Annotated in this window: 28 protein-coding genes; 17 read left to right on the top strand and 11 right to left on the bottom strand. The window is 64.8% G+C overall.

Annotated features, from left to right (window positions below):
* Positions 1 to 183: 183 nt before the first annotated feature.
* Both J2R80_RS12665 and J2R80_RS12660 read right to left on the bottom strand, forming a co-directional pair.
* On the bottom strand, positions 184 to 705 hold the full coding sequence (locus J2R80_RS12665; RefSeq protein ID WP_057015953.1) for a DUF992 domain-containing protein: 522 nt from the start codon (positions 703 to 705) through the stop codon (positions 184 to 186).
* Positions 706 to 953: 248 nt separating this feature from the next.
* A complete protein-coding gene (locus J2R80_RS12660) occupies positions 954 to 2,156 on the bottom strand; it encodes a pyridoxal phosphate-dependent aminotransferase (protein ID WP_028340563.1) in 1,203 nt (400 codons plus the stop codon).
* A 604-nt stretch (positions 2,157 to 2,760) separates the two neighbouring features.
* Here J2R80_RS12660 and J2R80_RS12655 point away from each other — a divergent pair.
* The 3 genes from J2R80_RS12655 to J2R80_RS12645 all read left to right on the top strand — a co-directional run bounded on the left by J2R80_RS12655 (position 2,761) and on the right by J2R80_RS12645 (position 3,978).
* The gene (locus J2R80_RS12655; RefSeq protein WP_057015955.1) at positions 2,761 to 3,414 is read left to right on the top strand and encodes a glutathione S-transferase family protein; all 654 of its coding nucleotides are present in this window, start codon (positions 2,761 to 2,763) and stop codon (positions 3,412 to 3,414) included.
* A gap of 180 nt (positions 3,415 to 3,594) precedes the next feature.
* A complete protein-coding gene (locus tag J2R80_RS12650) occupies positions 3,595 to 3,771 on the top strand; it encodes a hypothetical protein (RefSeq protein WP_168859259.1) in 177 nt (58 codons plus the stop codon).
* A gap of 51 nt (positions 3,772 to 3,822) precedes the next feature.
* Positions 3,823 to 3,978: a hypothetical protein gene (locus tag J2R80_RS12645; RefSeq protein WP_168859260.1), complete on the top strand. Its 156-nt coding sequence runs from the start codon at positions 3,823 to 3,825 to the stop codon at positions 3,976 to 3,978.
* 194 nt (positions 3,979 to 4,172) lie between these two features.
* Here the strand turns inward: J2R80_RS12645 and J2R80_RS12640 are convergent, their stop codons facing one another.
* Together J2R80_RS12640 and J2R80_RS12635 are read right to left on the bottom strand one after the other, a co-directional pair.
* On the bottom strand, positions 4,173 to 5,336 hold the full coding sequence (locus J2R80_RS12640) for an IS4 family transposase (RefSeq protein WP_229193596.1): 1,164 nt from the start codon (positions 5,334 to 5,336) through the stop codon (positions 4,173 to 4,175).
* 123 nt (positions 5,337 to 5,459) lie between these two features.
* Positions 5,460 to 5,813 carry a DMT family protein gene (locus tag J2R80_RS12635; RefSeq protein ID WP_028336063.1) on the bottom strand — a complete coding sequence of 118 codons (354 nt, stop codon included), beginning with the start codon at positions 5,811 to 5,813 and terminating at the stop codon, positions 5,460 to 5,462.
* Positions 5,814 to 6,025: 212 nt separating this feature from the next.
* On the opposite strand from J2R80_RS12635, the gene J2R80_RS12630 reads away from it, so the two are divergent.
* The 3 genes from J2R80_RS12630 to J2R80_RS12620 all read left to right on the top strand — a co-directional run bounded on the left by J2R80_RS12630 (position 6,026) and on the right by J2R80_RS12620 (position 8,619).
* A complete protein-coding gene (locus J2R80_RS12630) occupies positions 6,026 to 6,841 on the top strand; it encodes a PAS-domain containing protein (RefSeq protein ID WP_076829885.1) in 816 nt (271 codons plus the stop codon).
* Between the two features lie 103 nt (positions 6,842 to 6,944).
* Positions 6,945 to 7,406, top strand: a complete 462-nt coding sequence (locus J2R80_RS12625) for a GNAT family N-acetyltransferase (protein WP_172649052.1) — start codon at positions 6,945 to 6,947, stop codon at positions 7,404 to 7,406.
* 271 nt (positions 7,407 to 7,677) lie between these two features.
* Positions 7,678 to 8,619, top strand: coding sequence for an aldo/keto reductase (locus tag J2R80_RS12620; RefSeq protein ID WP_253638643.1), 942 nt, complete (start codon positions 7,678 to 7,680; stop codon positions 8,617 to 8,619).
* A gap of 67 nt (positions 8,620 to 8,686) precedes the next feature.
* Here J2R80_RS12620 and J2R80_RS12615 read toward each other — a convergent pair whose 3' ends face one another.
* The 3 genes from J2R80_RS12615 to J2R80_RS12605 all read right to left on the bottom strand — a co-directional run bounded on the left by J2R80_RS12615 (position 8,687) and on the right by J2R80_RS12605 (position 11,921).
* Positions 8,687 to 9,031, bottom strand: coding sequence for an endonuclease domain-containing protein (locus J2R80_RS12615; protein ID WP_253638642.1), 345 nt, complete (start codon positions 9,029 to 9,031; stop codon positions 8,687 to 8,689).
* Positions 9,032 to 9,111: 80 nt separating this feature from the next.
* Positions 9,112 to 10,341 (bottom strand): DUF1501 domain-containing protein, encoded by a 1,230-nt coding sequence (locus J2R80_RS12610; protein ID WP_253638641.1) that lies wholly within the window; start codon positions 10,339 to 10,341, stop codon positions 9,112 to 9,114.
* Positions 10,338 to 11,921 (bottom strand): DUF1800 family protein, encoded by a 1,584-nt coding sequence (locus tag J2R80_RS12605; protein ID WP_253638640.1) that lies wholly within the window; start codon positions 11,919 to 11,921, stop codon positions 10,338 to 10,340. Before J2R80_RS12605 ends, J2R80_RS12610 begins: the two co-directional genes overlap by 4 nt.
* Positions 11,922 to 12,236: 315 nt before the next feature.
* Here J2R80_RS12605 and J2R80_RS12595 point away from each other — a divergent pair, with 315 nt between their 5' ends.
* Positions 12,237 to 12,911 (top strand): HAD family phosphatase, encoded by a 675-nt coding sequence (locus J2R80_RS12595; protein WP_229191216.1) that lies wholly within the window; start codon positions 12,237 to 12,239, stop codon positions 12,909 to 12,911.
* A gap of 99 nt (positions 12,912 to 13,010) precedes the next feature.
* Here the strand turns inward: J2R80_RS12595 and J2R80_RS12590 are convergent, their stop codons facing one another.
* Complete coding sequence (locus J2R80_RS12590) at positions 13,011 to 13,613, bottom strand: TetR/AcrR family transcriptional regulator (RefSeq protein ID WP_057019048.1); 603 nt, start codon at positions 13,611 to 13,613, stop codon at positions 13,011 to 13,013.
* Positions 13,614 to 13,700: 87 nt separating this feature from the next.
* Between J2R80_RS12590 and J2R80_RS12585 the strand changes: the two genes are divergently transcribed.
* Entirely contained in the window at positions 13,701 to 14,492 is a 792-nt protein-coding gene (locus tag J2R80_RS12585) for a crotonase/enoyl-CoA hydratase family protein (protein ID WP_253589056.1), read from the top strand.
* 118 nt (positions 14,493 to 14,610) lie between these two features.
* Here J2R80_RS12585 and J2R80_RS12580 read toward each other — a convergent pair whose 3' ends face one another.
* A complete protein-coding gene (locus tag J2R80_RS12580) occupies positions 14,611 to 15,318 on the bottom strand; it encodes a glutathione binding-like protein (protein WP_253589055.1) in 708 nt (235 codons plus the stop codon).
* Between J2R80_RS12580 and J2R80_RS12575 the strand changes: the two genes are divergently transcribed.
* The 3 genes from J2R80_RS12575 to J2R80_RS12565 are packed head-to-tail and all read left to right on the top strand — an operon-like array spanning position 15,317 to position 17,334.
* The gene (locus J2R80_RS12575) at positions 15,317 to 15,496 is read left to right on the top strand and encodes a hypothetical protein (protein WP_253625419.1); all 180 of its coding nucleotides are present in this window, start codon (positions 15,317 to 15,319) and stop codon (positions 15,494 to 15,496) included. The two genes, J2R80_RS12580 and J2R80_RS12575, sit on opposite strands and share 2 nt — an antisense overlap.
* A 48-nt stretch (positions 15,497 to 15,544) precedes the next feature.
* On the top strand, positions 15,545 to 16,660 hold the full coding sequence (locus tag J2R80_RS12570) for an MBL fold metallo-hydrolase (protein WP_253589053.1): 1,116 nt from the start codon (positions 15,545 to 15,547) through the stop codon (positions 16,658 to 16,660).
* The gene (locus tag J2R80_RS12565; RefSeq protein WP_253589052.1) at positions 16,657 to 17,334 is read left to right on the top strand and encodes an SCO family protein; all 678 of its coding nucleotides are present in this window, start codon (positions 16,657 to 16,659) and stop codon (positions 17,332 to 17,334) included. Before J2R80_RS12570 ends, J2R80_RS12565 begins: the two co-directional genes overlap by 4 nt.
* A gap of 106 nt (positions 17,335 to 17,440) precedes the next feature.
* Here J2R80_RS12565 and J2R80_RS12560 read toward each other — a convergent pair whose 3' ends face one another.
* Positions 17,441 to 17,674 (bottom strand): hypothetical protein, encoded by a 234-nt coding sequence (locus J2R80_RS12560; protein WP_076829863.1) that lies wholly within the window; start codon positions 17,672 to 17,674, stop codon positions 17,441 to 17,443.
* A 112-nt stretch (positions 17,675 to 17,786) separates the two neighbouring features.
* Here J2R80_RS12560 and J2R80_RS12555 point away from each other — a divergent pair, with 112 nt between their 5' ends.
* The 5 genes from J2R80_RS12555 to uvrB all read left to right on the top strand — a co-directional run bounded on the left by J2R80_RS12555 (position 17,787) and on the right by uvrB (position 23,475).
* Complete coding sequence (locus J2R80_RS12555) at positions 17,787 to 18,689, top strand: LysR substrate-binding domain-containing protein (protein ID WP_069276582.1); 903 nt, start codon at positions 17,787 to 17,789, stop codon at positions 18,687 to 18,689.
* The gene (locus J2R80_RS12550; RefSeq protein WP_253625417.1) at positions 18,682 to 19,902 is read left to right on the top strand and encodes an NAD(P)-binding domain-containing protein; all 1,221 of its coding nucleotides are present in this window, start codon (positions 18,682 to 18,684) and stop codon (positions 19,900 to 19,902) included. The genes J2R80_RS12555 and J2R80_RS12550 overlap by 8 nt, the downstream gene beginning before the upstream one ends.
* 108 nt (positions 19,903 to 20,010) lie before the next feature.
* On the top strand, positions 20,011 to 20,247 hold the full coding sequence (locus tag J2R80_RS12545; protein ID WP_038377734.1) for a hypothetical protein: 237 nt from the start codon (positions 20,011 to 20,013) through the stop codon (positions 20,245 to 20,247).
* Positions 20,244 to 20,450 carry a hypothetical protein gene (locus tag J2R80_RS12540; protein ID WP_371852155.1) on the top strand — a complete coding sequence of 69 codons (207 nt, stop codon included), beginning with the start codon at positions 20,244 to 20,246 and terminating at the stop codon, positions 20,448 to 20,450. Before J2R80_RS12545 ends, J2R80_RS12540 begins: the two co-directional genes overlap by 4 nt.
* Positions 20,451 to 20,562: 112 nt before the next feature.
* Positions 20,563 to 23,475: an excinuclease ABC subunit UvrB gene (gene uvrB, locus J2R80_RS12535; RefSeq protein ID WP_076829859.1), complete on the top strand. Its 2,913-nt coding sequence runs from the start codon at positions 20,563 to 20,565 to the stop codon at positions 23,473 to 23,475.
* An 11-nt stretch (positions 23,476 to 23,486) separates the two neighbouring features.
* On the opposite strand, the gene J2R80_RS12530 is transcribed toward uvrB, so the two are convergent.
* Complete coding sequence (locus J2R80_RS12530) at positions 23,487 to 24,107, bottom strand: hypothetical protein (protein ID WP_253638639.1); 621 nt, start codon at positions 24,105 to 24,107, stop codon at positions 23,487 to 23,489.
* 199 nt (positions 24,108 to 24,306) lie between these two features.
* On the opposite strand from J2R80_RS12530, the gene J2R80_RS12525 reads away from it, so the two are divergent.
* Positions 24,307 to 25,074 carry a DpnI domain-containing protein gene (locus tag J2R80_RS12525; protein ID WP_253638638.1) on the top strand — a complete coding sequence of 256 codons (768 nt, stop codon included), beginning with the start codon at positions 24,307 to 24,309 and terminating at the stop codon, positions 25,072 to 25,074.
* Positions 25,075 to 25,478: the final 404 nt, after the last annotated feature.

Below are 25,478 nucleotides of genomic sequence, written 5' to 3'. Positions count from 1 at the left end.
ATGTTGCGGCGCTGCTATGTTCCTCAGGGTCTGCCGATTGATCGAGCAACGGACAGCAAACAACAGACAACAAAAAAAGAAGCCCGCTTTCGCGGGCCTCTTTGATCGAACACCGACCAGCCTAGAGCGTTTTCGAGCGAAGCGGATACCGGTTCGCGTGAAGAAAACGCGTCAAAACAAAATCTAGTGGTGGTGATGATGACGGTGGTGACGATGATGACGGCGCGGACCGCCGTAGGCGACCGGCTCGAGATCGATCCCGGCGATGCCGGCCGCGACGTTGAGGCCGGTCTGGCCCTGCACGCTGACCGGCTGCAGCGCATAGGCATTGTTCGGGCCGCCGAACAGGAAGTTACCGCCGGCACCGAGGCCGACCGAGGCGTTGACGCCGACGCCGCCGTAGCTGCCGGCCAGCGCACCGCGCGGGAGCTGGGTGGTCGGCGCGCTCACGGCCCAGGCGAGCTGGGTCGTCGCGGTGACGCCGAGGTCGACGCCGATCCGCTTCACGGTCGCAACATAGGGCTCGGGCCGACGGCCGCCGCTCTGGAACACGCATTCGAGGCGCGCGACAGAGCCGACAACGAAGCCGACATTCTCGCCGCCCTGGCATTGCAGGACCCCGGCTTGAACCTGAGGCGCCGCGTTGGCGGTGGCGAACGGCGCCAGCAACGCAAGCGCTGCAAGGGTGAGGGTCGAAAGTCGCATTATCTGTCTCCGCAAGGTGAACTGAACTGAATTCGCGCGGCGGACAGGAAGGAAGGCTCGTGTCCAAAACAAGGCAGTGCGCAAAGCGGCCGTAAAAACTTCCCGCGTGTGGCATCGATGTTCGCACACACGCGCGTGAGGTGAGCTGGATGTGATTTGACTCGTCGAATCTACTGGCGCGATTTCGGCGCACAAACAAAAACGCTCCCGCACCAGGTGCGGGAGCGTTTCTTTAAGTTCGGATCGAACTACCGCAGATTACCGCAGAAGCGCTGGATGCGCTTGCAGGCATCCTCGAGATCGGAGGTCTTGGTCGCGTAGGAGATGCGGAACGCGGGTCCGAGCCCGAATGCCGATCCCTGCACCACGGCCACGCCTTCGCTCTCGAGCAATTCGGTGACGAACGCCTCGTCGTTGTCGATCAGCTTGCCCGACGGCGCCTTCTTGCCGATCGTGCCGGCGCAGGACGGATAGACGTAGAACGCACCTTCCGGCCGCGGGCACTCGATGCCGCTCGCCTGGTTGAGCATCGACACCACGAGGTCGCGACGTTCCTTGAACACCTTGTTGTTCGCGGCGATGAAGTCCTGCGGACCGTTGAGCGCCTCGACCGACGCCCATTGCGCGATCGACGACGGGTTCGAGGTCGACTGCGACTGGATCGTCGCCATCGCCTTGATCAGCTGCGCCGGGCCGCCGGCATAGCCGATGCGCCAGCCGGTCATGCAGTAGGCCTTCGACACGCCGTTCACGGTCAGCGTGCGATCGTACAGGCTCGGCTCGACCTGCGCCGCCGTGGTGAAGACGAAGTCGTCATAGACGAGGTGCTCGTACATGTCGTCGGTCATCACCCAGACATGCGGATGCTTGACCAGCACGTCGGTGATCGCCTTGAGCTCGCTCTTCGTATAGGCCGAGCCGGTCGGGTTCGACGGCGAGCACAGGATCACCCACTTGGTCTTCGGCGTGATCGCCTTCTCGAGATCTTCCGGACGCAGCTTGAAGCCGGTCGAGGCCGGGCACACCACCGGCACCGACTCGCCGCCGGCGAGCGCCACCATCTCGGGATAGCTGACCCAGTACGGCGCCGGGATGATCACCTCATCGCCCGGATTGATGGTCGCCATCAGCGCGTTGTAGAGCACCTGCTTGCCGCCGGTGCCGACGATGACCTGGTTCGGCTTGTAGGTCAGGCCGTTCTCGCGCGCGAACTTGTTGATGATGGCTTCCTTGAGCTCCGGAATGCCGCCGACATCGGTGTACTTGGTCTTGCCGGCCTCGATCGCGTGGATCGCTGCCAGCTTGATGTTGGCGGGCGTATCGAAGTCAGGCTCGCCGGCGCCGAGGCCGATGACGTTGCGGCCCGCGGCTTTCAGCGCGCGTGCTTTGTCCGTGACCGCGATCGTCGCGGACGGCTTCACACGGTCGAGCGCAGCGGACAGGAAGGCCATTATCATCTCCTGGCAAACGTCGTGAGCCGTAGGGCCACGACTTGATTTGAATGGGATCGCGGCACCCTAGGCCTGTCGCCGCTGCACCGCAAGAAGCTTGGCGGTAAAGCACGAAAACTTTCGCGCATGGCTCGCGGCGCGCGCAATTTTCCGCAAGTTCCGGCACCGGATGACTCATATCCGGCAAGCCCGCTCGGGTCTTGCCGGCGGGGCCTTTCGGCGGCATGCGCCAGCGCGGATTGCTCCGAGGACAATGCCGCGCGGCAACCTGCCTGACAGCGCTAACGGCGGGTCGTCAACGCAGACCGGCGCGCGTCGTGCCGCCAAGGACGCGCGTTAAGGTTTGTGAAGCGCACCGGCCATGGTCGCGACCTTGGCGATCGACCGCCACCGTGCAGAGCGTCGCGCAGGCGTGATCCGAGTTGTTCTGCCGTGTGGATGGAATCGTTCTGCACGTGTGCAGTGCAGTAGACGTTTCGACTTTTTCCACACTGCAGGGCTTGCGACGCACCCCCGTCAGCATCATTGTTTAGCGGCGTTGCGGTGTGACAGGCCGCGCAATTTTTAAGCGTACCGTCTCCTTGACCGAGTGAACCACGACGCAATGTACAAGCTCTATTCGATGCAGCGCTCCGGCAACAGCTACAAGGTCCGGCTGGCGCTTGCCGTGCTGAACACGCCGTACGAGGCGATCGAGATCGACATCCTGCGCGGCGAGAGCCGCACGCCGGAATTCCTGGCCAAGAATCCGAGCGGCCAGGTGCCGCTGCTCGAGGTCGCCGAGGGCCGCCATCTCGCCGAGTCCAATGCCATCCTCTGGTATGTCGCGATCGGCACGCCGCTGGCGCCGGAGTCGCGGATCGAGCGCGCCGAGGCGCTGCAGTGGATGTTCTTCGAGCAGCACGCGCTGGAGCCGAACATCGGCGCCGCCTATTTCTGGCTGTCGCTGGTCAAGGGCGGACGCGACCTGCAGACGCACGCGCTGGAGGACTGGATGGAGCGCGGCTATGCGGCGCTGCAGGTGATGGAAAATCACCTCAAGGAACACGCCTATTTCGCCGCCGGACAGCTCACCGTCGCCGACATCGCCCTTTACGGCTACACCCACGTCGCCGACCGCTGCGACTTCGACCTGGCGACCTTTCCGTCGATCCGCGCCTGGCTCAAGCGGGTCGAGCAGACCCCCGGATTTGTCTCGATGGACTGGCAGCCTGGTACCGAGGCCGAGCCTGAGCCTCGCCTCGCGGCCGGCGTCTGAACGGCCGGGTGTGAATCCAGGGAATAACGGGGAAACTGCCCAAATAACGGGCAAAACTCGCGCCACCGCCGTATTTTAGCCATTTTTGGACGGCGCCGCCGCCGCAATGTTGCCGGTGACAACCGGCAGATTCGCGCGGATGTCGCGAGTGATTCGCTCGCGGCCTGAGGGATTTAGACCATGAAACGGTGGTCCGGCACGGCAGGCTTCGATGGCCGCCCTGCCCCGGTGGCATCATCCCGGCTGACGAACGCGATCGCCGCGTCGCTCGCGCTCGGCGCGCTGACGTTGTGCCTGGTCGTCGCCGTGACGGTGCTGTCGAGCAACATCACCATGGCAACGGCGATCCCGGCGTAATCAAGCAATTTCCGGTTGGCACCTGATCCGCGGGAGAGACAGCGGCGCGACATGATGAAGACCCCCGTCGGACTGGTGACCGTGACGCTGTCGGCGGCGATCCTGCTGGCGGCATCGCTCCTGATCGTGACCGGCACGCAAGGCGAAGACCGCGCACGCCCCGCGCATGTCACGACGCCGACCGCCAAGCCGGCCCCGCACCACTAAAGCGCAATGAGATCAGGTCGAACCGCGGCGGCAGTGTGCTCCGTCGCCCCGTTCTTACGGGGAGAGGGTTGGGGTGAGGGGCTCTTTCCGCGTATTCGGAGATCGCTGCATTTGCGGAGAGTCCCCCTCACCCGGAACGCATCTAACGATGCGTTCCGACCTCTCCCCGCACACGCAGGGGTGTCCGGGGAAATTCAGGCATAGCGGAGCTCCATCTGGTCAGGTGAGATGGTTGATTTCCGACGGCTGGGGTTGATGGGCGGAGGTTTGTCGATGGCAGCGAGGGATCGACGCGTGAGCAGGAGCTGGCCGACGAGTTCGGCGAACCTGAGCGGGAGCATTTTGATGCAGTTGGTGTGAGCGGCGATGCGCAGCAGCAGGTAGGCAATCATCGCAGCGAGCACCTGAAGGCGGATCGCGTTGTCGTTGGCGCCGAGGAACTTGCGAATATCGAGATGCTGCTTGATCCAGCGGAACAGCAGCTCGATTTGCCATCGGCTCTTGTAGAGGGCGGCGATCTCGACGGCGCTACGGGCAAGGTCGTTGGTCAGGAGTGTGATCTTGCCGCCTTTCTCGCGTCTGATCTTGATGCGGCGGAGCGGGATTGGAAGGCGCGAATCGCCCTTGCTGGTGAGCTTCACCTCGTCATCGGCAAGGATTTCGAAGCCATCCCCGTTACGCTTGCGGATGGCGCGATGCCTGAGCGAGCGAAGACGGATGCTCGTCTTCGCCCGGGTAACGAACAAAGCCTTGCTATCATTGATCTTCTGCCACCAGTCGAAACGGCAATAGCCCTTGTCAAACACATAGGTGGTGGCGGGCTGGATTGGGGTCTGTCGGCCGATCTCGATGTCATTGACGTTCGCGGCCGTCATCTCGACGCAGGTCGGGACATCGCTCCTTGGGTCGTAGACGACATGCAGCTTCATGCCGCGGATGCGGCCGTTCCACGTCGCCCAACTGCAGACCTTGCCGAGCGGGATCGGACTGGCGTCGATCAGACGCACCATCTCCATGCCTTCACTCCGCAGCTGGCGACGCGCCATCGCCGACAGCGCCGCAAAGGTTTGCGCGAAAATGCCGATCGGACGGCGGGCATTGGCATCGGACAACGTCGAGCGCGACAGCTTGCCGGTTCCCAAGTGATAGTGATGCTGCGAATTGGCGTTGAAGCCAGTCACCACCCCGCGCAGACTGCTGTTGCCGCTAAGCTGGGCATAGATCAGCGCCACCAGATGATCCCAGCTCCTGAACGACTTGTCGTAGGCATCCCCGTCCAGACGATCCACAACCGTCTGAAACTGCCGTCGATTGATCGGTTCAAGCAGCCTTCCAAAAATGCTACCGCGATATCGCATGCTCGGCCCTCTGTGTCTCGACAACCAGAAAAGACCGATTTGCCTCGGTCCTGCCGAGCATGCACCGCGACACAGTGAATCATTCCCCGGACACCCCTGCCGCACACGGGGCGAGGTGAAGCATTAGCCCCATTTGTGGAAGATCAGAAACGCGCCGGCGGCGATGAAGGCAAATCCGAGCGCGTGATTCCAGCCCAGCGGCTCCTTCAGGTACAACACCGAGAAGGCGGCGAACACGACCAGCGTGATCACCTCCTGCATGGTCTTGAGCTGCGCCGCCGAGTAGACCGCGCTGCCCCAGCGATTGGCCGGCACCGCCAGCCAGTATTCGAAGAAGGCGATGCCCCAGCTCACCAGGATCACGATGGGGAGCGAATGATCCTTGAACTTGAGATGGCCGTACCAGGCGAAGGTCATGAAGACGTTCGAGGCGAACAGCATCAGGATCGGCAGCAGCGACGGCGAAATGGCGGGCATCGAATGTCCTCTTGCAAGCAAAGCACGCGGTAACCCGCAGGCACGGAACCGGGTTCCGTGCCGATCTGCATATCATTTGATTTGAAAGCAGCGAAAGCTGGTTCGGCCCCCGCAACGCCCGCTTAACGGTCGGGACGGAAATGCCGGCGCGGTTGCGGCCCTGTCGTCAAACTGCGGCTTTATCGTTCGTTTGATAGATAGCGAGAACGCGCATGCGGTTCGACTGGCGTGCAATTTCAGGTCCGGCCCTGACGGCGATCACGGCATCCGCCGCCTTCCTGCTCGATCGCCTCGTTGTCGCCGTCCCCAATCCCGCGCCGCTGTTCGTCTGCATCGTGGCGCTTGCGAGCTCGATCAGCGGCATCACCTCCGGGCTGATCTCCGCCGCGATCGCGGTGGCCGCCTCGGCGCTGTTCTTCCTCAATCATCGCGCGCTGCCCGGTTACGACACCGCCGACGTCGCGCGGATGCTGATGCTGGCGGCGACCGCGGCCGGCACCGCCGTGATCACCGGAATGCTACGGCAGAAATGGATCGACGCCTTTGCCGCGGACCAGCAGCATCACGCCACCGCGGAGCGGCTCGCAGCCGCGCTCGACCAGGTCGACATCGGCATCGTGCTGCTCGACGCCGACACCCGCGCCGAATTCATCAACCGCGCCTTCCGCGACTATTTCGCGCTGTCGGATGCGCAGGCCGAGAGCAAGCCGCCCTTCGTCGCGCTGATGTATCACGGCCGCGACACCGGCGCCTATGAACTGCCGGAAGACGAGCTGAGCGCGTTCATCGCCGAGCGCATCGCGATGATGCGCGCCGGCGACTCCACGCCGATCAATCTCAACCTCGCCGACGGCCAGGTGCTGCGCTTCAGCTGCACCGCACTGCCGGACGGCGGCCGCATGCTGAGCTACACGCCGGTCACCGACCTCGTGCGGCACACCGACGATCCCGCGAAGGCCGATGAATATCGGGCCCAGCGCGCCGGGCGCGAGCGCCGTCTGGCGCGGCTGCTGCGCGCCGCCGAGTGAGGCGCGACCTCGTCCGCAATTGATCCTGCGAGATAGCGACGGTAGAACCTTGCGAGCGGTGCGGAGACATCGCCCGCAACGCAGGATCATCCGGGAATCCTCCATGGCCGACGACGTCACCATCCGCTTCGTCACCCGCGACGACTACGCCCAGTGGCTTCCTCTGTGGGACGGCTACAATGCCTTCTATGAGCGATCCGGGCCGACCGCGCTCGCGCCCGAGATCACCGCGATGACGTGGGAACGCTTCTTCGATGCCTATGAGCCGGTGCACGCGCTGGTCGCCGACGCCGGCGGCAGATTGCTCGGGCTGACGCATTATCTGTTTCACCGCTCGACCACCGCGATCGCGCCAACCTGCTATTTGCAGGATCTGTTCACCAGCGAAGCCGCACGCGGCAAGGGCGTTGGCCGCGCGTTGATCAACGGGGTTTACGCGCAGGCCAGGCTCGCGGGATCGCCACGCGTCTACTGGCAGACGCATGAGACCAACCACACCGCGATGCAGCTTTATGACAAGGTCGCAGACAAGCCGGGCTTCGTCATCTATCGCAAGATTGTCTGAGCGGATCTTCGCGGCCTGTGGATTGAACAGAGGTGTCACCGGCACGTTACAAAGCCCGGCTAGGCTTCCGCTCGCGCAGATCAGGCCCCCCGTCTCAGATCTTCGCCAAGCGGTCCCCGTCAGTCGCCGCGTCTGACCGGGACCGCTTTTTTTGCGGCATCTCATTTTGCGACATCGTCATGCGTGATCGGCGGTAGGACGGCACCTTGCCGGGCCCTAGTGTGCTTGTCACAATACGCGGCACCCCTCGCCTATCCCACAGGATTGTCTCATGGAAATTCGTAATCTCGGCGGCTCCGGGCTGCGCGTGTCCGCGGTCGGCCTCGGCTGCAACAATTTCGGCCAGCGCACCGACCTCGAGACCTCGCGCAAGGTGATCCACAAGGCGATCGATCTCGGCATCACGCTGTTCGACACCGCTGACATCTATGCCGGCATGGGCGGCTCGGAGACCGTGCTCGGCACCGTGCTGGGCGACCGCCGCAAGGACATCGTGCTCGCCACCAAATTCTCCAAGCCGATGGCGACCGACGGCACCAAGCAGGGCGCCTCGCGGCGCTACATCATGTCCGCAGTCGAAGCGAGCCTCACTCGCCTGAAGACCGACTATATCGATCTCTACCAGCAGCACGACTACGATCCGCTCACCCCGATCGACGAGACGCTGCGCGCGCTCGACGATCTCGTCCGCCAGGGCAAGGTGCGCTACATCGGCAACTCCAACTTCCCCGCCTGGCGGATCGCCGAAGCCGAGTACGTCGCGCGCCAGATGAACGTGAACCGCTTCGTGTCCTGCCAGGACGAATACAGCCTCCTGGTGCGCGACATCGAGAAGGACCTGCTGCCGGCGACGCAGCAATACAATCTCGGCCTGCTGCCGTTCTTCCCGCTCGCCAGCGGCCTGTTGACCGGCAAGTACCAGCGCGGCGCCGCTGCACCCGCCGATACCCGCTTCGCCAAGGCGCCGGCCCTGAAGGATCGCTACGTCACGCCGCGCAACGAGGACATCGTCGAGAAGCTGCAGGCGTTTGCCAGGGAGCGCGGCCACGCCATGCTCGAGCTCGCCTTCTCCTGGCTCGCCGCCCGCCCGCAAGTCGCAAGCGTCATCGCCGGGGCGACGCGTCCCGAGCAGATCGAGCAGAACGTCAAGGCGATCAGCTGGAAGCTCTCCGCGGAGGAGATGGCGGAGATCGATGGGATAACGAAGGCGTGAAGCGAACGGCACTCTCCCCGCTCCCTCTCCCCGTCCTTTACGGGGCGAGGGTTGGGGTGAGGGGCATCTATCCGCGCAACTCAGTCTGAATTGTAATCAACACACCCTCGACGTTGCCGAGCACATCGTTGTTCCAGAAGCGAAGCACGCGATAGCCCTCCCCGGTGAGATACCAGTCCCGGACCACGTCTGCAGCTGAGTCCGCGCGCTGACCGCCATCCACTTCGATCACGAGCCGTCGCTCGCGGCAGACGAAGTCGCAAATGTAACTCCCGACCGGCACCTGCCGTGCGAACTTATGGCCATCAATCTGGCGATTGCGGATGCGATTCCAAAGCACGGTCTCCGCGTCCGTTTGATTGGCGCGCAGCCCTCTCGCGAGTCGGATAGGTGTTTCCTTGCGGCCACGCATTGCCCTGCCCCTCACCCGGAAGCAACGCGATGCGTCGCTTCCGACCTCTCCCCGCAAAGAGCGGGGAGAGGTCGAGGAAGTCAAGCCACCAGCCCCTTCATCGGCTTTACCGGGGCGCTGTCCGGAAACACGGCATCGGCCAGCACGCGCTCGCCGAGGCCGAACTGGTCGTGCAGCACGCCCTTGATCACGGCGCGCAGGTCGGTGGTCGGGGCGAGGTCGCGGGCCTGGTAGAGATTGGCGGGCTTGAGGCCGGGCCAGTCGGTGATCATGCGGCCGCCATTCACCGCGCCGCCGGCGAGCAGCGCGATGGTGCCGGTGCCGTGGTCGGTGCCCTCGGTGCCGTTGATGCGCGCGGTGCGGCCGAACTCGGTCGCGACCACGATCACGGTGTCGCGCCAGCGCGCGCCGAGGCCGCTCTGGAATTCCGCCAGCGCGCCGTCGAGGCCGCCGAGCAGTTGCGCGAGGCGGCCGACCGGCCCGCCTTCATTGGCATGGGTATCCCAGCCGTCGAAGGCGAGCGCGCCGATCCTCGGGCCGTCATCGGCCGCCATCAATTTCGCGGCGCCCCGCGCCACGAGGCGCATCGCCGCCACGCCGCCCGCCCCGGGCTTCGGCTTCATCTCCTCGCCCTGCGCCTGCTTCTCGAGCTGCAAGCCTTGCGTCAGCGCGCTCGCCAGCGCCGGATCGCGGTGCTGATAGAGATCGAGCAGCCGCATCGCGGTGTCGTCGGCGGCTTGCGGTAGCGCGGTCGGGGCCCAGCCGACGGTCGGCGCCGCGCCGCGCAGCACCAGCGGCGTGGTCGGGCCGACCGCGAGCGCGCTCGTCACCCGCTCGCCTTTCGGCAAGGCTTCCAGCGCGCGATTGAGCCAGCCGGACTGCGCGCGGCCCGGACCGGGGAAGCCGCTTTCCAGCACGTCCTGACCGTCGAAATGCGAGCGATCGCGATAGGAGGTCGCCACCGCATGAACCACCGCGGCCTGCTTGGCGCGATACATCCGCGAAAATTCCGGCATCGCCGGATGCAGGGCGAAGAACTGATCCAGCATCACCGCCGCGTTCGGGCCATCGGGGCGCAGCGCGATCGCGCCGTGCAAGCCGGCATAATCAGGATCGCCGACCGGTGCGACCGTGGCGAGGCCGTCGAGTGCACCGCGCAGGATGATGGTGACGAAGCGCGGATCGCGGCCATCGGCGGCGCGCGCGAATTTCGGGAGGTAGGCCCAGGCCGCAAAGGAGGCGCCGCCGAGCAGCAGCGCGCGCCGCGACGTCGCCTGCAGCATCAGGCTCTCGGAGCATTCCATCGTCATCTCCTCTGGAACTCGGGCGACATCAACAGCAGCGCCAGCGCCTGCTGCCGCGATTCCGCGCGCTCGATGGTGCGCCGCGTCTCGGTCGAGGCTGCATCGGCGGCAATGAGCTCGAGCAGGTCGCGCGGGTCGAACCGGTCGGCGAGCTGGGAGGCGACTTGCGCCGAAATGTCGAGCCTGAGCTTGATGCCTTCAGGCGCCGCCCAGGCCGCGGCGGTGTCCGAAAATCCGTTCGGCCCGGCCGGCGACCACAGCGGCTGGCCGAGCACATTGAGGCCATTGAGATAGCGGCCCGGATCCTCGGGATTGCGGGCCAGCAGGCGGCCGGAGGCGACCAGGAATTCGTAAGGCGAACGCATCTTTGTCAGCGGCGGCTGCCAGGCCTCGCTGGACTGAACGAGCGCGGTAGCCAGCGCCCTGAGATCGCCGTCCGTTTTCGTGAATGTATCCTGCAGCCTCGCCACCAGCGCCGGCGGCGGATCGTCGGCAACGAAGTGGCGCGCGAACTTGGTCGCGATGAATTTTGCGGTCGAGGGATGCCGCGCGATGTCCGACAGCACGGCCTCGCCCTGCGCAACGCCCGCCTGCGCGTAGCTCTTGCCGAGCACCTGCTGCGGTCCGGGCTGGTGCGCATTGGCGTTGAACACGAAGCTGCCGGGCACACCTAACTGCCCACGGCGGCCGGCAAAGGTCCAGCCGGTGATGACGCGCGCCAGCGCCGTCACATCGTCCTGGGTGTAGCCGCCGCCGACGCCGAGCGTATGCAGCTCCATGATCTCGCGCGCGAGATTCTCGTTCAGGCCGCGATTGCGGTTGATGCCGGCGCGCGACTCCGGGCCGAGCGATTGCTGGTTGTCGAGAAAGAACAGCATCGCCGGATGCTGCTCGACGGCCTTCAGCATGTCCGGGAAACGGCCGAGCACATGCGGACGGATCGCCTCGCGCTCGAACGAGCCGGCCCACATCCGCGCCAGCGCGCCCTTGTTGGCGGAGACGCAGAAGTGGTTGGACCAGAACACCACGAGCCGTTCGACGAAGCCGCAATCGGCGACCACGCCGCGCTGCAGGCGCGCCAGCGCCTCGGCGCGGAACGTCTTCTGGATGATGTTGAGCGGTTGCGCCGGCGGCTTGGGGGGACCGGGCACCGTCTGCATCGTCGGAGGCTGCATCGGAGCCGACGGCGTCATCGCCGCGTTGGCGCCATCGGCGCCCTGCGCCTGCATCGCCGGATCCTTGCCGGCGATCTCCTTGGCGGCAGTGGACAGCGACAGATTGCGCCGCTGCGCCGGCTTTGCGTCGGACCCTTGCGGCGGTGTCTCGCTCGCGCCTTGCTGCGCGACCTTCGCGGCATTGCGCGCCTGCTGGATCTCGAACTGATAGTCGAACACCTGCTTGCCGAGCTCCGGCGTCGAGAGCAGGCCCGGCACTTCGAGCAGCGCGCCGTTCGGACGCGCCAGTTCCGCCAGCACGAAACCGCGCGGATCGGAGGCGGCGTTGATGAAGTCGCCGGACGCCCCGCCGCGGGCACCGAATCCAAACCGGTTGAGGGCAACCAGCGCGGCTTGCGAATCACGGGCCATCAGAATTCCCTTAACGGCCTATCCCGGCTATATCAGTTGCCTGGCATCATAGCGCGGTCCGGGATGAACCCGAGATTAATTCGCGCATTAAATCGCGGTTAGAATGGACCTCTCGTCAAACGATCGTTCCAAACCAGCATCTCCGCGCCAGCTTGCCTGCACGGCATGCGGCAGCGAATTTTCCTGCTCGCTCACCGGAGCATGCTGGTGCTGCGATGAGAGTTTTCGCCTGCCGATGCCGACCGATGGCGGCGACTGCCTGTGCCCCGCATGCTTGCGGAAGCTCGCGGAACAGCAAGCAGCGGTGAGCGCCACGTGAACGCACGCTGGACCGTCGACGCCGTCCTGCTCGACATGGACGGCACGCTGCTCGACACCGAGAAGGTTTACTTCGACAGCCTGGTCGCGGCGCTGAACGTGTGCGGCTACACCGACGACGTCGTCGCGCTGTGCCACTCCATGGTCGGGCTTCCCGGCCCGGTCTGCGAGGCGATGCTGCGCGACCATTACGGCGCGGCGTTTCCGCTCGCGGACGTCAACCAAGCGTTTCTCGAACATCGCGATCGGATGATGCGGTCGGGCCTGCCGCTCAAATCAGGCACGCTCGCTCTGCTCGATGCGCTCGCGCTTGCGGAGCGCCCGATGGCGATCGTCACCTCGTCATCGCGCCGTTCGGCCGAACGCAACCTCACCCTCGCCGGCATCCGCGCGCGCTTCGACACGCTGCTGACGCTTGACGATGTCGCGCAGGGCAAGCCGGATCCCGAGCTCTATCTCAAGGCCGCCGCACGGCTCGGCGTGAGGCCGGCGTCCTGCATCGCGGTGGAAGACTCCAACCACGGCGTCGCCGCCGCCCACGCCGCCGGCGCGATCACGCTGATGGTGCCGGACATGGCGCCGCCGACCGACGAGACCCGCGCGAAATGCGCAGCCGTGTTGCCGGACCTCAACGCCGTGCTGGCGCTGCTGCAGGAGCGCGGCGCGCTTTAGCCGTCATTGCGAGACGGTCTCGCCGCAGGCTGCTGCACCTCTCCCGCTTGCGGGGCAGGGAGCGCACCGCCTTCGCGACTACCATTCAACCTACTCTCGTCATGTCCTAACCCCGCTTACGCCCTGCTTCCCCAGCGCCGTCTCGATCAGTGTGCGTGCGGCCTCGCCGGCGGTCTCCATGTAGCTGGGGTCGCGATGCAGCAGCACCACGGCGAACGATCCGTCCAGCAGCAAGAGGATCTGCCGCGCCAGTTTGAGCGGATCGGCGATGCCCTGCTCCGCGAAGGTCGCGCGCAGCCAGTCCTCGAACTTCTTCTTGTGCGCGGCGCCGATCCTGATCGCGGGATGCCCGGGCATGTTGGCGAGTTCGGCGGAGGTGCGCAGGAAGCCGCAGCCCTTCCACTTCGGATGCCGCGCCGAGCGCGCGAGGTTCCTGAAGATCGCCTCGACCTTCACCGGCAGGCCACCCTCGGCCTCCGCGAACCACTTTCGGAACAGCGCGAGATTGGGCTGGTCGCGCGCGGCGAGATAGGCAGCGACCAGATCGTCCTTGCTCTTGAAGTGATAGTACAGCGTGCGCTTGGTGAGGCCGGCCTTGGCGGCGACCTCGTCGACGCTGACGCGGCGAATGCCTTCATTGTAGAACAGCGCGCTCGCCGCCTGGACGATGCGCTCGCGGGTGGGCTCGGAGGGTCTGGGCATGGCGCGTATGTATACTAACCAGTGAATATACACAAATTGCGGCTGGCCCTACATTCGGCCCGACACACAATTGCTGGAGACTGCATCATGCCCGCCCCCATCCTGCTCGAGATCACCGACGCGATCGCCCTGATCACCCTGAACCGTCCGGAGCAGCTCAACGCGCTGAACTACGCGCTGATCGATCAGCTGATGGCTGCGCTCGACCGCATCGAGGGCGACGCTGAGGTGCGCGCCGTGATTTTGACCGGGGCCGGCGAGCGGGCCTTCTCGGCCGGCGCCGACATCAAGGAGTTTTCCGAGAGCGTCAAGCAGGGCTCCGCCGTCGCGGTGCGCGACTTCGTCCGCCGCGGCCAGGCCATGACCGCGCGGCTCGAGGCATTCAAGAAGCCCGTGATCGCCGCGATCAACGGGCTCGCCTTCGGCGGTGGCTGCGAGATTACCGAGGCGGTGCATCTCGCTGTCGCCAGCGACCGCGCGCTATTTGCAAAACCCGAGATCAAGCTCGGCATGCCCCCGACCTTCGGCGGCACGCAGCGGCTGCCGCGGCTGGCCGGACGCAAGCGCGCCCTGCAGCTGCTCCTCGCAGGCGATCCGTTCCCGCCCGAGCATGCGCGTGAGATCGGGCTGGTCAATCAGATCGTGCCGCACGATCAATTGCTGACGGCCGCGCGCGAGCTCGCCGGCCGCATCACCAGGCATTCGCCCGGCGCCGTCGCCGGCACCATCACCGCTGTGACGCGCGGGCTCAACATGCCGATTGCCGAGGGCCTTTTGGTCGAGAGCGAGCAGTTCGCCGCGCTGGTGCCGGGCCGCGATCTCGCCGAGGGGCTCGCGGCGTGGAAGGAACGGCGGCTGGCGAGGTATGTCGGGGCTTGAAAACCCGCGAGTGCTACATCCGTCATTGCGAGCGAAGCGAAGCAATCCATCGACCCGCATACGCGGAAAGATGGATTGCTTCGTCGCTTCGCTCCTCGCAATGACGGAGGAGTTCGCCCTACCGCACCACCGCCGCGGTCTGCCCGAACAGCAACTTGCGCTCTTCCTCGGTGCGGATCGCGGGCTGGCCGAAATTCGGATTGACCTCCTTCGCCATGGCATAGGCGCGCACGGTCGCCGGGCGCTTGCCGATCGTCTCCAGCCAGCGCTTCAGATGCGGGAAATCGTCGATCTCCTGGCCCTGGTTCTTGTAGGGCACGACCCAGGGATAGCTCGCCATGTCGGCGATCGAGTAGTCGCCGGCGACGAATTCGCGGTCGGCGAGCCGCTTGTTGAGCACGCCGTAGAGCCGGTTGGTCTCGTTGACATAGCGGTCGATCGCGTAAGGCAGCTTCTCGACGGCGTAGTTGCGGAAATGGTGGTTCTGCCCGGCCATCGGCCCGAGCCCGCCCATCTGCCAGAACGTCCACTGGATCGCGTCATAGCGGCCATGGATATCGGCCGGCAGGAATTGTCCGGTCTTCTCGGCGAGATAGAGCAGGATCGCGCCGGACTCGAACAGCTGTAGCGGCTTGCCACCGCCCTTCGGCGCGTGATCGAGAATTGCGGGGATGCGGTTGTTCGGCGCGATCTGCAAAAAGTCCGGCTTGAACTGATCGCCTTTGCCGATGTTCACTGGGAAAATCTTGTACTCCAATCCGGTCTCCTCAAGGAACATCGTTACCTTGTGACCGTTCGGCGTGGACCAGTAGTGAAGGTCGATCATGCGCGTGATCCTGCATTGCCAGGGACTGCCGATGCCACGCATCGGCGAGAAAGATGCGAATGCATGGAGTTGGACGCATATCCGCACCCAAGTCAATGGCGCCCGCATTGCACCGCGCGCGAATGTGATCTGCAAGCAGCGCAAGTGCCCGATTGAGCCGCGTCCCGATTGCTCCTAGGCTCAACGTGTTTGGTATTGAAAAGTTTTCAAAACACGGGGGATTGCGATGACGCGGGATTTGGCACGACGTGATTTCCTGAAAGGTTCGGCGGCGCTCGCCGGCGCCGCAGCCGCGGGCGCCTTCTCCTGCGTCGAGATCGCGAGCGCCGCACCGATCGAGGTGCCGACCGTCGACAAGCTCTCGATCCGCGTGCTGGTCGATTCCAGCTTCGATTTGTTCTTCAAGCCGAAGCAGGCCGGCGGCGTCACCATCGCGCCGCCGCCGCGCTCCGCCGACTACCAGAAGTCGCTGCACAATGAATGGGGCCTGTCGCTGTGGCTGGAGTCGGAAGCCAAGGGCGCACGGCGCACGCTGATGCTCGACTACGGCTACACGCCGGAGGTGCTGCTCAACAACATGGCGCTGGTCGGCGTCGATCCGGCGAAGCTCGATGGGCTGATCGTGAGCCACGGGCATTACGACCATTTCGGCGGCCTCAACGGCTTCCTCGACAAGTTCCGCGACAAGCTGCCGGCCGACGTGAAGCTCTATGCCGGCGGCGAGGACAATTTCTGCCACCGCGTCAGCGCAACGCCGACCAAGGGCCAGTTCAACGATTTCGGCACGCTCGATCGCCGCCAGCTCGCGGCGCAGCGCGTCACCACGGTGCTGTGCGAGACCCCGACCGTGATCGCCGGCCACGCCTTCACCACCGGCAAGATCACCCGCCGCAGCATCGAGCGCGTGCTGCCGCAGACCTGGGTCGAGTTCGGCATCAAGGACGGGCTCGGCTGCAATGCCAGCCACTATCTGCCGGCCGAGATGGAAGGCAAGATCGTGCCCGACGAGCACATCCATGAGCACGCCACCTGCTTCAACGTGCGGGACTTCGGCCTCGTCGTGATCTCGTCCTGCGGCCATGTCGGCATCGTCAATTCGGTGAAGCAGGCACAGGAGGTCTCCGGCATCCAGAAGGTGCACGCCATCGTCGGCGGCTTCCATCTCGGGCCGGCGCCGAAGGATTACCTCACCGAGGTGGTCGCCGAGATCAGGAAGCTCGACCCCGACGTGCTGATCCCGATGCACTGCTCCGGGCTCAACTTCGTGCAGGAGGCGACCGCGCAGATGGGCGACAAGGTGCTGGTCACGACGACGGGCAGCCGCCTCTCCTTCGGCATATGATCGCGCCGATCCTGCGCGTCATTGCATTCGCTGGCGCGGGCTTGGCATTCGCTGGCCCGGGCCTGGCATTCGCCGGCGCCGGCCTGTGGCTGACGCTGGCGCCGGTGCTGGCCGCCGATGCGCCGCCGCAATCGGCGCGCTCGCCCGCCGAGATCATGGACATCCTGATGTGGAACAGGGAGCCGGTCGGCGGCCCGTTCGCGCTGACCGATCAGGCCGGCCATGAACGCACCGACAAGGAGTTTCGCGGCAAGCTGATGCTGATCTATTTCGGCTTCACCACCTGCCCAGACGTCTGCCCGACCGATCTGCAAGCGATCGCCCTGGCGCTCGACAAGCTCGGCCGCGACGGCGACCAGGTGCAACCGATCTTCATCACGGTCGATCCCGAGCGCGACACCGCGGCGCATCTCGCAGACTACGTGCCGATGTTCCACCCGCGCCTGATCGGACTGACCGGCAGCGGTGATGCGATCCGCAAGCTCGCTGATGCCTACAAGGTCTACTTCGCGCGGGTGCCGCTGAAGGATGCCGGCGACTATACCGTCGATCACACCGCCTACATCTATTTGATGGACCGCGAGGGCAATTATCTCGGCTTCTTTCCGCCGGGGACATCAGCCGACCGGATGGTCGAGATCATCCGGCCACGGCTCGCCGAACCGGTACGCTGACATCAGAGATTGGCAATTCCAGCCGCGTCAATACTGCGCCCCCTCTCCCGCTTGCGGGTGAGGTGAAGAAAGCAGTTCGGCAGGCGGATCGGACAAATCGCCGGACTCAATGTATCCGCCCATGCGCGCGCAAGAATGTCTCACCGGTTTCCGTCACCGTTACCCGCATGCCCTCAACCGAGGGTCGGCGCGCGACATAGCCGCGGTCGACGGCGTCCTCCCAGATCGTCAGCCGCGGGCATGAGGTGCGCCAGACCTCGAGCACCTCGGCATAAGGCCGCGGCTCGCGCGCCACCCATTCCACGAGATCGAGCACCAGGGCGTCTGTGGTCTCTGTCATGTGGTCCTCGCCGGGATCAGCAGGGATTCATTGTCTCCAGTATTTCTGCGCCGCTTGGCCTCTTCCGGCAAACTGAGTTATCTTGACCTTGCATCAGTTTTCCTGAGGGTTCATGCGGCGGCTGCTCTTTCTCAACGGCATCAAGGCGTTCGAAGCCGCGGCGCGGACCGGCAGCTTCGCGGCGGCGGGCAGCGAGCTCAATGTCTCGGCCGCCGCGATCAGCCGGATGGTGCATCTGCTCGAGGAGCGGCTCGGCGTCGCGCTGTTCGAGCGCAAGGCCAACCGCCTCGTCACCACTCCGGCGGGCCGCGCCTATCAGGGCGGGCTGACGCCGATCTTCGACGCGCTGGCGAGCCTCACCGCGCAGGTCACGGCATCCGCGAGCGCGCGGGTGCTGACCGTCGGCGTCGGACCGACCTTTGCGCTGAAATGGATGATCCCGCACCTTGCCGAGTTCCGCAAAGCGGAGCCCGACATCGAGGTGCGGATCACGACCGGCGGCATGGCGGTGCCTTTCGCCGACGACTGGAGCTGCGGCATCCAGCTCGGCGACGGCCAGTGGCCAGGCCTCGTCGCCGAGCCGCTGTTTGCCGCCGACCTGATGCCGGTGTGCACGGCGCGGCTCGCCAACACCCTGAAGCGCCCCGCCGACCTCAAGGGCCCGAGCCTGATCCGCGTCGCGCATTCGCCCGACGATTGGCCGTCCTGGCTGAAGGCCGCGGGCGTGCCGCGCCTGACCGCGCGCGGGCCGGAATTCCAGTTTTACGGCCAGGCGCTGCAGGCAGCTAGCGACGGGCTCGGCATCGCGATGGGCATCCGGCCCTATATCGACGACGATCTCGCCGCCGGCCGGCTGGTGGCGCCGTTTGCGCTCAGCGTGCCGAAGGGCATGCGCTGGTATCTGGTCTATCGCGGCTTCCACGCCGAACAGCGCGATTTCGCCGCGTTCCGGCGCTGGATCATCCGCGCCGCGGCGGAGCCCGCGGCCCGCCGCAAGGGATCGCGCAGTGCCTGACGAGACCGTCGATACGCTGGTGATCGGCGGCGGCCAGGCCGGGCTCACCATGAGCCATCGGCTGAAGCAGCGCGGCATAGCCCATCTGGTGCTGGAGCGGGGGCGCATCGCCGAGCGCTGGCGCAGCGAACGCTGGGACGGCCTCATGTTCCAGTTTCCGAACTGGTCGGTGCGGCTGCCGGATTTCGCGTTTCCGCACAGCGATCCCGACGGCTTCTCGGACACCGCCGCCATCATCGCCTTCATCGAGGACTACGCCGCGTTCGTCGCGCCGCCGATCCGCTGCGGTGTCGCGGTCACCAGGCTGCGCCACGACGCCGGCGGTTTCCTCGCCGAATTTGCCGGCGGCAGCATCGCAGCCCGCAACGTCGTCATCGCCACCGGTCCCTATCAACGGCCGCTGCGGCCCGCGCTGCTGCGCGAGCATCCCGGCCTGTTCCAGATCGATGCCGCCGGCTACAAAAATCCGGCGCAATTGCCTGACGGCGCGGTGCTGGTGGTCGGTGCCGGCGCCTCGGGCGCGCAGATCGCCGAAGAGCTGATGCGCGCCGGCCGCGAGGTCGTCCTCTCGGTCGGACGTCACAACCGCCTGCCGCGCCGCTATCGCGGCCGCGACCTGATCTGGTGGCTGGCCGAGATGGGCATCGACCGGACGCCGGTCGAGCAGCGCGGCCCGTCGCGGCTGCTGCCGGTGATTTCCGGCGCCCATGGCGGCCACACCGTCGATTTCCGCCGCTTCGCCGCCGGCGGCGTGACCCTGCTCGGCCGCGTGACGGCGGCGCGCGACGGCGTGCTCGAGATCGCGCCCGATCTCGCCGCCAACATCGCCAATGGCGACGCCTATTACGCGACGTTCCTCGGGATCGTCGACGACTTCGTCGCGGCGCGCGGCCTCGATCATCCCGATGATCCCTTGGCGCGCCTCCGCCTGCCCGATCCGCCGTGCCTCACCGCGCCGCTCGACGCGATCGACCTGCGCGCCGCGCGGATCAGGAGCGTGATCTGGGCCACCGGCTACGGTCTCGATCTGAACTGGATCGACATACCGGTGCTGGATGCCGCCGGGGCCCCGCGCCACCGCCATGGCGTCTCCGACGTGCCGGGCCTCTATTTCCTCGGCCTGCAATGGCTGTCGAAGATGAAATCCTCGTTCCTGTCAGGCGTCGGCGACGATGCCGCGGTGCTCGCCGACCACATCGCCGGCCGCGGCTAGCTCCGGGTTCCTTTGCTGCGCGGAAATAAACCCGGCGAGTTGTGAACTGCTTCACATTTAGCGCAACGCGCTCGTGCTTCCTATGAGAAGGGCATTTCGAGGTCGCACATGATTTACAGCGGTTTTGAGATCAAGTCGTTCGAAGTGGGGAAGGGGCAATGGCACGCCAGGGTTCAACGGGTCGATCAAAGGCCGGTCGTCATCGATGGCATGCTGTTTCCGACGCTCGACATCGGCTTTGCGTGGTCCGATCCGGATGCGGCGATCGCCGACGCGAAGCGGGCTATCGACCGGTTCCCGCAACGCTATGGCATGACAATGCCGGCGGCCGAAGCGTCGGCGTGACCGGTAACGTCGTGGTCGCCGCCGTCCCGCAATGCGAGCCGGATCCGGTCTGGCCGGCGCAGGTCCGCACCAGCTGCCCGGAATGTGCCGCATCGCTTTCGCTGCTGCGCGTGATCCCCGGCCGCGCCGCCGAATACTGGACCATGCGCTGCGACGGCTGCGGCGGGATCCATCTCGACATCGTCGACCTGCCGCGGGCGTAAAGTCCGCGAAGCCGCCGCCTGCTGACACCCTGCTGTCAGCAGCCTTGCCCGAGCAGCGATCCGGCCGCCGTTTGCCCTTTTCTCGCTGCCGGACTCGTCCCATATTCGGGGCATGGCGAAGACACCGAACACTCCGAAAAAGCCCGGCAAAACCCCCAAATCCAAAGCACACCGGCCCGAGGTCCTCCCGATCGGGCCCGCGCTTGCCGAACTGCTCAATCCGGCGATCAACCGCGGCGATGCCGGCATGGGTTCGGGCACCGGCCTGCAGCCGCCGCCGGACAATTCCTGGGACCGTCGCGCCGGCGGCGAGGCCGCCGCGCATCGCGCGCGGGCGTCGACGCGCGAGACCAGCGAGGGCGTCGCGAAGCGCGATGCTTCCGGGCTCGAGGAGGCCCCGCAGGCCAATTACGGAACCTCGGCCACGATCCCGACCCTCGATCCGGAACTGGCGCGGCAGCTCGGCCTGCCGACCGCCGAGGACGACGACGAAGCCCTGGCGCGGCCGCCGCGCAGCAAGATGGAGGCGCTCGGCGTCAAGGCGACTGCCGACGCGCTGGAGAACCTGATCCGCGACGGCCGCCCGGAATTCCGCAAGGACGACGGCTCGATGCGGGTGTGGACCCCGCACCGCCCGCCGCGCCCGGAAAAATCCGAAGGCGGCGTGCGCTTCGAGATCAAGTCCGACTACCAGCCGAAAGGCGACCAGCCGACCGCGATCGCCGAGCTGGTCGAGGGCATCGACCGCAACGACCGCACCCAGGTGCTGCTCGGCGTCACCGGCTCGGGCAAGACCTACACCATGGCCAAGGTGATCGAGGCGACGCAGCGCCCGGCGCTGATCCTGGCGCCGAACAAGACGCTGGCCGCCCAGCTCTATGGCGAGTTCAAGAACTTCTTCCCCGACAACGCGGTCGAGTATTTCGTCAGCTATTATGACTACTACCAGCCGGAAGCCTACGTCCCGCGCACCGACACCTATATCGAGAAGGATTCCTCGATCAACGAACAGATCGACCGCATGCGTCACTCGGCGACGCGCGCGCTGCTCGAGCGCGACGACGTCATCATCGTCGCTTCCGTGTCCTGCATCTACGGTATCGGCTCGGTCGAGACCTACACCGCGATGACCTTCGCCTTGAAGAAGGGCGAGCGCATCGATCAGCGGCAGCTCATCGCCGACCTCGTTGCTCTCCAGTACAAGCGCACCCAGGCCGACTTCACCCGCGGCACCTTCCGCGTCCGCGGCGACGTCATCGACATCTTCCCGGCGCACTATGAGGACCGCGCCTGGCGGGTGAACCTGTTCGGCGACACCATCGAAACCATCGAGGAGTTCGATCCGCTCACCGGCCACAAGCAGGACGAGCTCGAATTCATCAAGATGTACGCCAACTCGCACTATGTGACGCCGCGCCCGACGCTGGTGCAGGCGATCAAGTCGATCAAATCGGAGTTGAAGCAGCGCCTCGACCAGCTCAACGACCAGGGCCGCCTCTTGGAGGCACAGCGACTCGAGCAGCGCACCACCTTCGATCTCGAGATGATGGAGGCGACCGGAAGCTGCGCCGGCATCGAGAACTATTCGCGCTATCTCACCGGGCGCCGCCCCGGCGAACCGCCGCCGACGCTGTTCGAATATGTACCGGACAACGCGCTGATCTTCGCCGACGAGAGCCACGTCACCGTGCCGCAGATCGGCGCCATGTTCCGCGGCGACTTCCGCCGCAAGGCGACGCTCGCCGAATACGGCTTCCGCCTGCCCTCCTGCATGGACAACCGGCCGCTCCGCTTCGAGGAGTGGGACATGATGCGGCCGCAGACGGTTGCGGTGTCGGCGACGCCGAGCGGCTGGGAGCTGAACGAAAGCGGCGGCGTGTTTGTCGAGCAGGTGATCCGTCCGACCGGCCTCATCGATCCTCCCGTGGACATCCGCCCTGCCCGCACCCAGGTCGACGATCTCGTCGGCGAGGTGCGCGCCACCGCGGCGGCCGGCTATCGCTCGCTGATCACGGTGCTCACCAAGCGCATGGCGGAGGACCTCACCGAATATCTGCACGAGCAGGGCATCCGCGTCCGCTACATGCACTCGGATATCGACACCATCGAGCGCATCGAGATCATCCGCGACCTCAGGCTCGGCGCATTCGACGCGCTGGTCGGCATCAACCTGTTGCGCGAGGGCCTCGACATTCCCGAATGCGCGCTGGTCGCGATCCTCGATGCCGACAAGGAAGGCTTCCTGCGCAGCGAGACCTCGCTGATCCAGACCATCGGCCGTGCCGCGCGCAACGTCGACGGCAAGGTGATCCTCTATGCCGACAGCATGACCGGCTCGATGGAGCGCGCGATGGCCGAGACCACGCGGCGCCGCGAGAAGCAGGTCGAGTACAACGAGGCCAACGGCATCACGCCGGAGAGCGTGAAGAAGTCGATCGGCGACATCCTCAACTCCGTCTACGAGCGCGACCACGTGCTGGTCGAGATCGGCGACGGCGGCATCGCCGACGACGTCATCAGTATCGGGCATAATTTCGAGGCCGTGCTGAGCGATCTCGAAACGCGGATGCGCGAGGCCGCGGCCGATTTGAACTTCGAGGAGGCCGCGCGACTGCGCGACGAGGTCAAGCGGCTGCGCGCCACCGAGATGGCCGTGGTCGACGACCCCACCGCCAAGCAGCGCAACGTGCAGAAGCAGGCCGGCGCCTATGCCGGCACAAGAAAATACGGCGATGCCGCCAACCTGCCGGTCAGCGCATTGAAGAACAAGTCGGCGCAGACCTCGCTCAAGGCGAGCCGCGGCGGCAAGTCCGGCTCACGCATCCACAAGCCCGATCTCGACGAGATGCACGGACCGGAATCGCTGCCCTTCCGCCCCAGCGGCGCGCTGCCCGCCAAGCCGTTCGGCACCACGAGCCGCATCATCCAGCCGACCGACTCGCGGCAGTCGGGGCCGGAGTTCGGCCCGTCGCCGCGGTCGAGCGGCGGCGCGCCAGGCAAGCGGGGCGGGTGGAAGAAGCGGTAGAGCAACCTTTTCTATTCGTCCTCGCCAGGAACTACCTCGTTGGGAGCAGGAAGCTGCTTCGGTTCTGAAGGCCCCTCAATTTGAGGATTCTCACCAAAACTCTTTTCCGCAATGCCCAGTATCTCACGAATTCGATCAAAGGCGGGCTTGACCTTTTGTCCCGCCTCTCCGAGGGCCTCGCTAGCTTCCACAAACCCGTCAAGAAACACTCGAAAGCTGCTTTTTGACTTCTCAAGCTCTGCTTGAAATTTGTTTACAATCCTAAGGAGTCGCCGCTTGTGGTCGCCCGACAAATCGGCGTTGTCTCTCACGAGTGTTCTGACTTCAGAAAGCAGATCATTGATACGACGAACGTCTTCCTCCTTAAAGAAGACTAGCAATTGCTTTTCGAGGTGGCTTTCTTCGTCAACATGCAAGACAAGAAGGCGCGCTTTTAACTGACGATGAATTCTTTGAATCCAGGCAATCCGAGAATCACGACCACCTTGAAAAGCTGCAATGATAAGATTGCTGCTCCGCGGCATTTCCCGAATATCGGCAAATTCCCCTTCTAGGAGCTCTTGCAATATGATCTGAGCATCCCTCACCTCTTCATCAGATAGAAGCGCTACACGGGGAACGGGTTTCTTCAAAAAGCTTGATCTTCGAACCTCTTCAAACAAGTCATTACATATTTTTACGCTGCGAGCACCCTGTTCTTCGGCAGCCCCAACATGTAGTTTCTGTCAACATTATTGCCCCACCAATGGAAGAACCCCTCTCAGAAACACCATGGTGTATGCAGCTAATAGTTGCAATAGAGACCTCATTGGCTAAAGACTTAGAACGCGGATGAAGTTAGCTTTTGAAGAATCGCAGACCTCCTACACCAGCGGCTCGCAAAGCGCCCGCACGTGGACGGAGGCCTGGGTCAGGGCTTGGGCCTATTGTCCGCACTGCGGCAATGCGAAGATGTCGCAGTTTCCCAACAACAGCCCGCTGGCCGACTTCCTGTGCGGATCGTGCAGCGAGGAGTTCGAACTCAAGAGCCAGAAGGGAAAGTTCGGCCGGAAGGTCGCCGATGGCGCCTACAAGACCAAATGCGAGCGTCTTGCTGCGAGCAATAATCCCAATCTTCTGCTGATGAACTACGATCTCAGGTCACTTGCAGTCGTCAATCTGCTGATCGTCCCCAAGCACTTCTTCGTTCGGGACATCATCGAGGAGCGGAAGCCGCTGGCTGCGACCGCCCGGCGCGCGGGCTGGATCGGGTCCAATATCCTGCTCGGGAAGGTTCCTGAATCAGGCAAAATCCACATCGTTCGAAACGGTGTCATTCGCGACAAGGAGCTGGTTCTTGCGGAATGGCAGAAGACGCTCTTTCTCAGAGACCAATCGCTGGAATCGCGGGGATGGCTTCTCGACGTGATGAAGTGTGTAGAGTCACTCGGCAAGCGCGATTTCACGCTTGACGACGTCTATGCCTTCGAGCGTCATCTTGGCGACCTGTATCCGGGCAATCAGAACGTCCGGCCGAAGATACGCCAGCAGCTCCAGTATTTGCGTGATCGTGGATTCATCGAGTTCTTGTCGCGAGGCAATTACCGACTAAAATCGTGAGGCGTCGACATGGCCTGGTTTCTGAATCTCTACCGATGTGCGCGCTGTGGGGACATCTGGACTGACGAGTGGTCTTGCACTTGCGATGACGATTGCCCGCATTGCGGCGCACGGCATATGTCGCCATTCAACAGCGAAGACTTGACTGAGCTTGTCGCGCAGGAAGGTGACGAATTCGTTGCTATTCGGTCACCGGACTCGGCCGAGCACAGTCCGGACTATCGCGAACTTGGTCGGTTTCCAACGCGCGCACAGGCGGAAGAATTTCTGTCCTCGACTGCCTCCGACTAGGCCCGACATGGCGCAAAAACAGATCGCTTTGAGGCGCCAACTTCACGACGCCTCAACAGCGCGCACAAGATACCTACCCCACGCTCACCACCGCGACCGCCAGCAGTGACATT

The organism is Bradyrhizobium sp. USDA 4541 (assembly GCF_024171085.1).
Lineage (GTDB): Bacteria > Pseudomonadota > Alphaproteobacteria > Rhizobiales > Xanthobacteraceae > Bradyrhizobium > Bradyrhizobium australafricanum.
The sequence above is the reverse complement of the archived record's forward strand: the minus strand, read 5'-3'. Positions and strand labels throughout refer to the sequence as shown.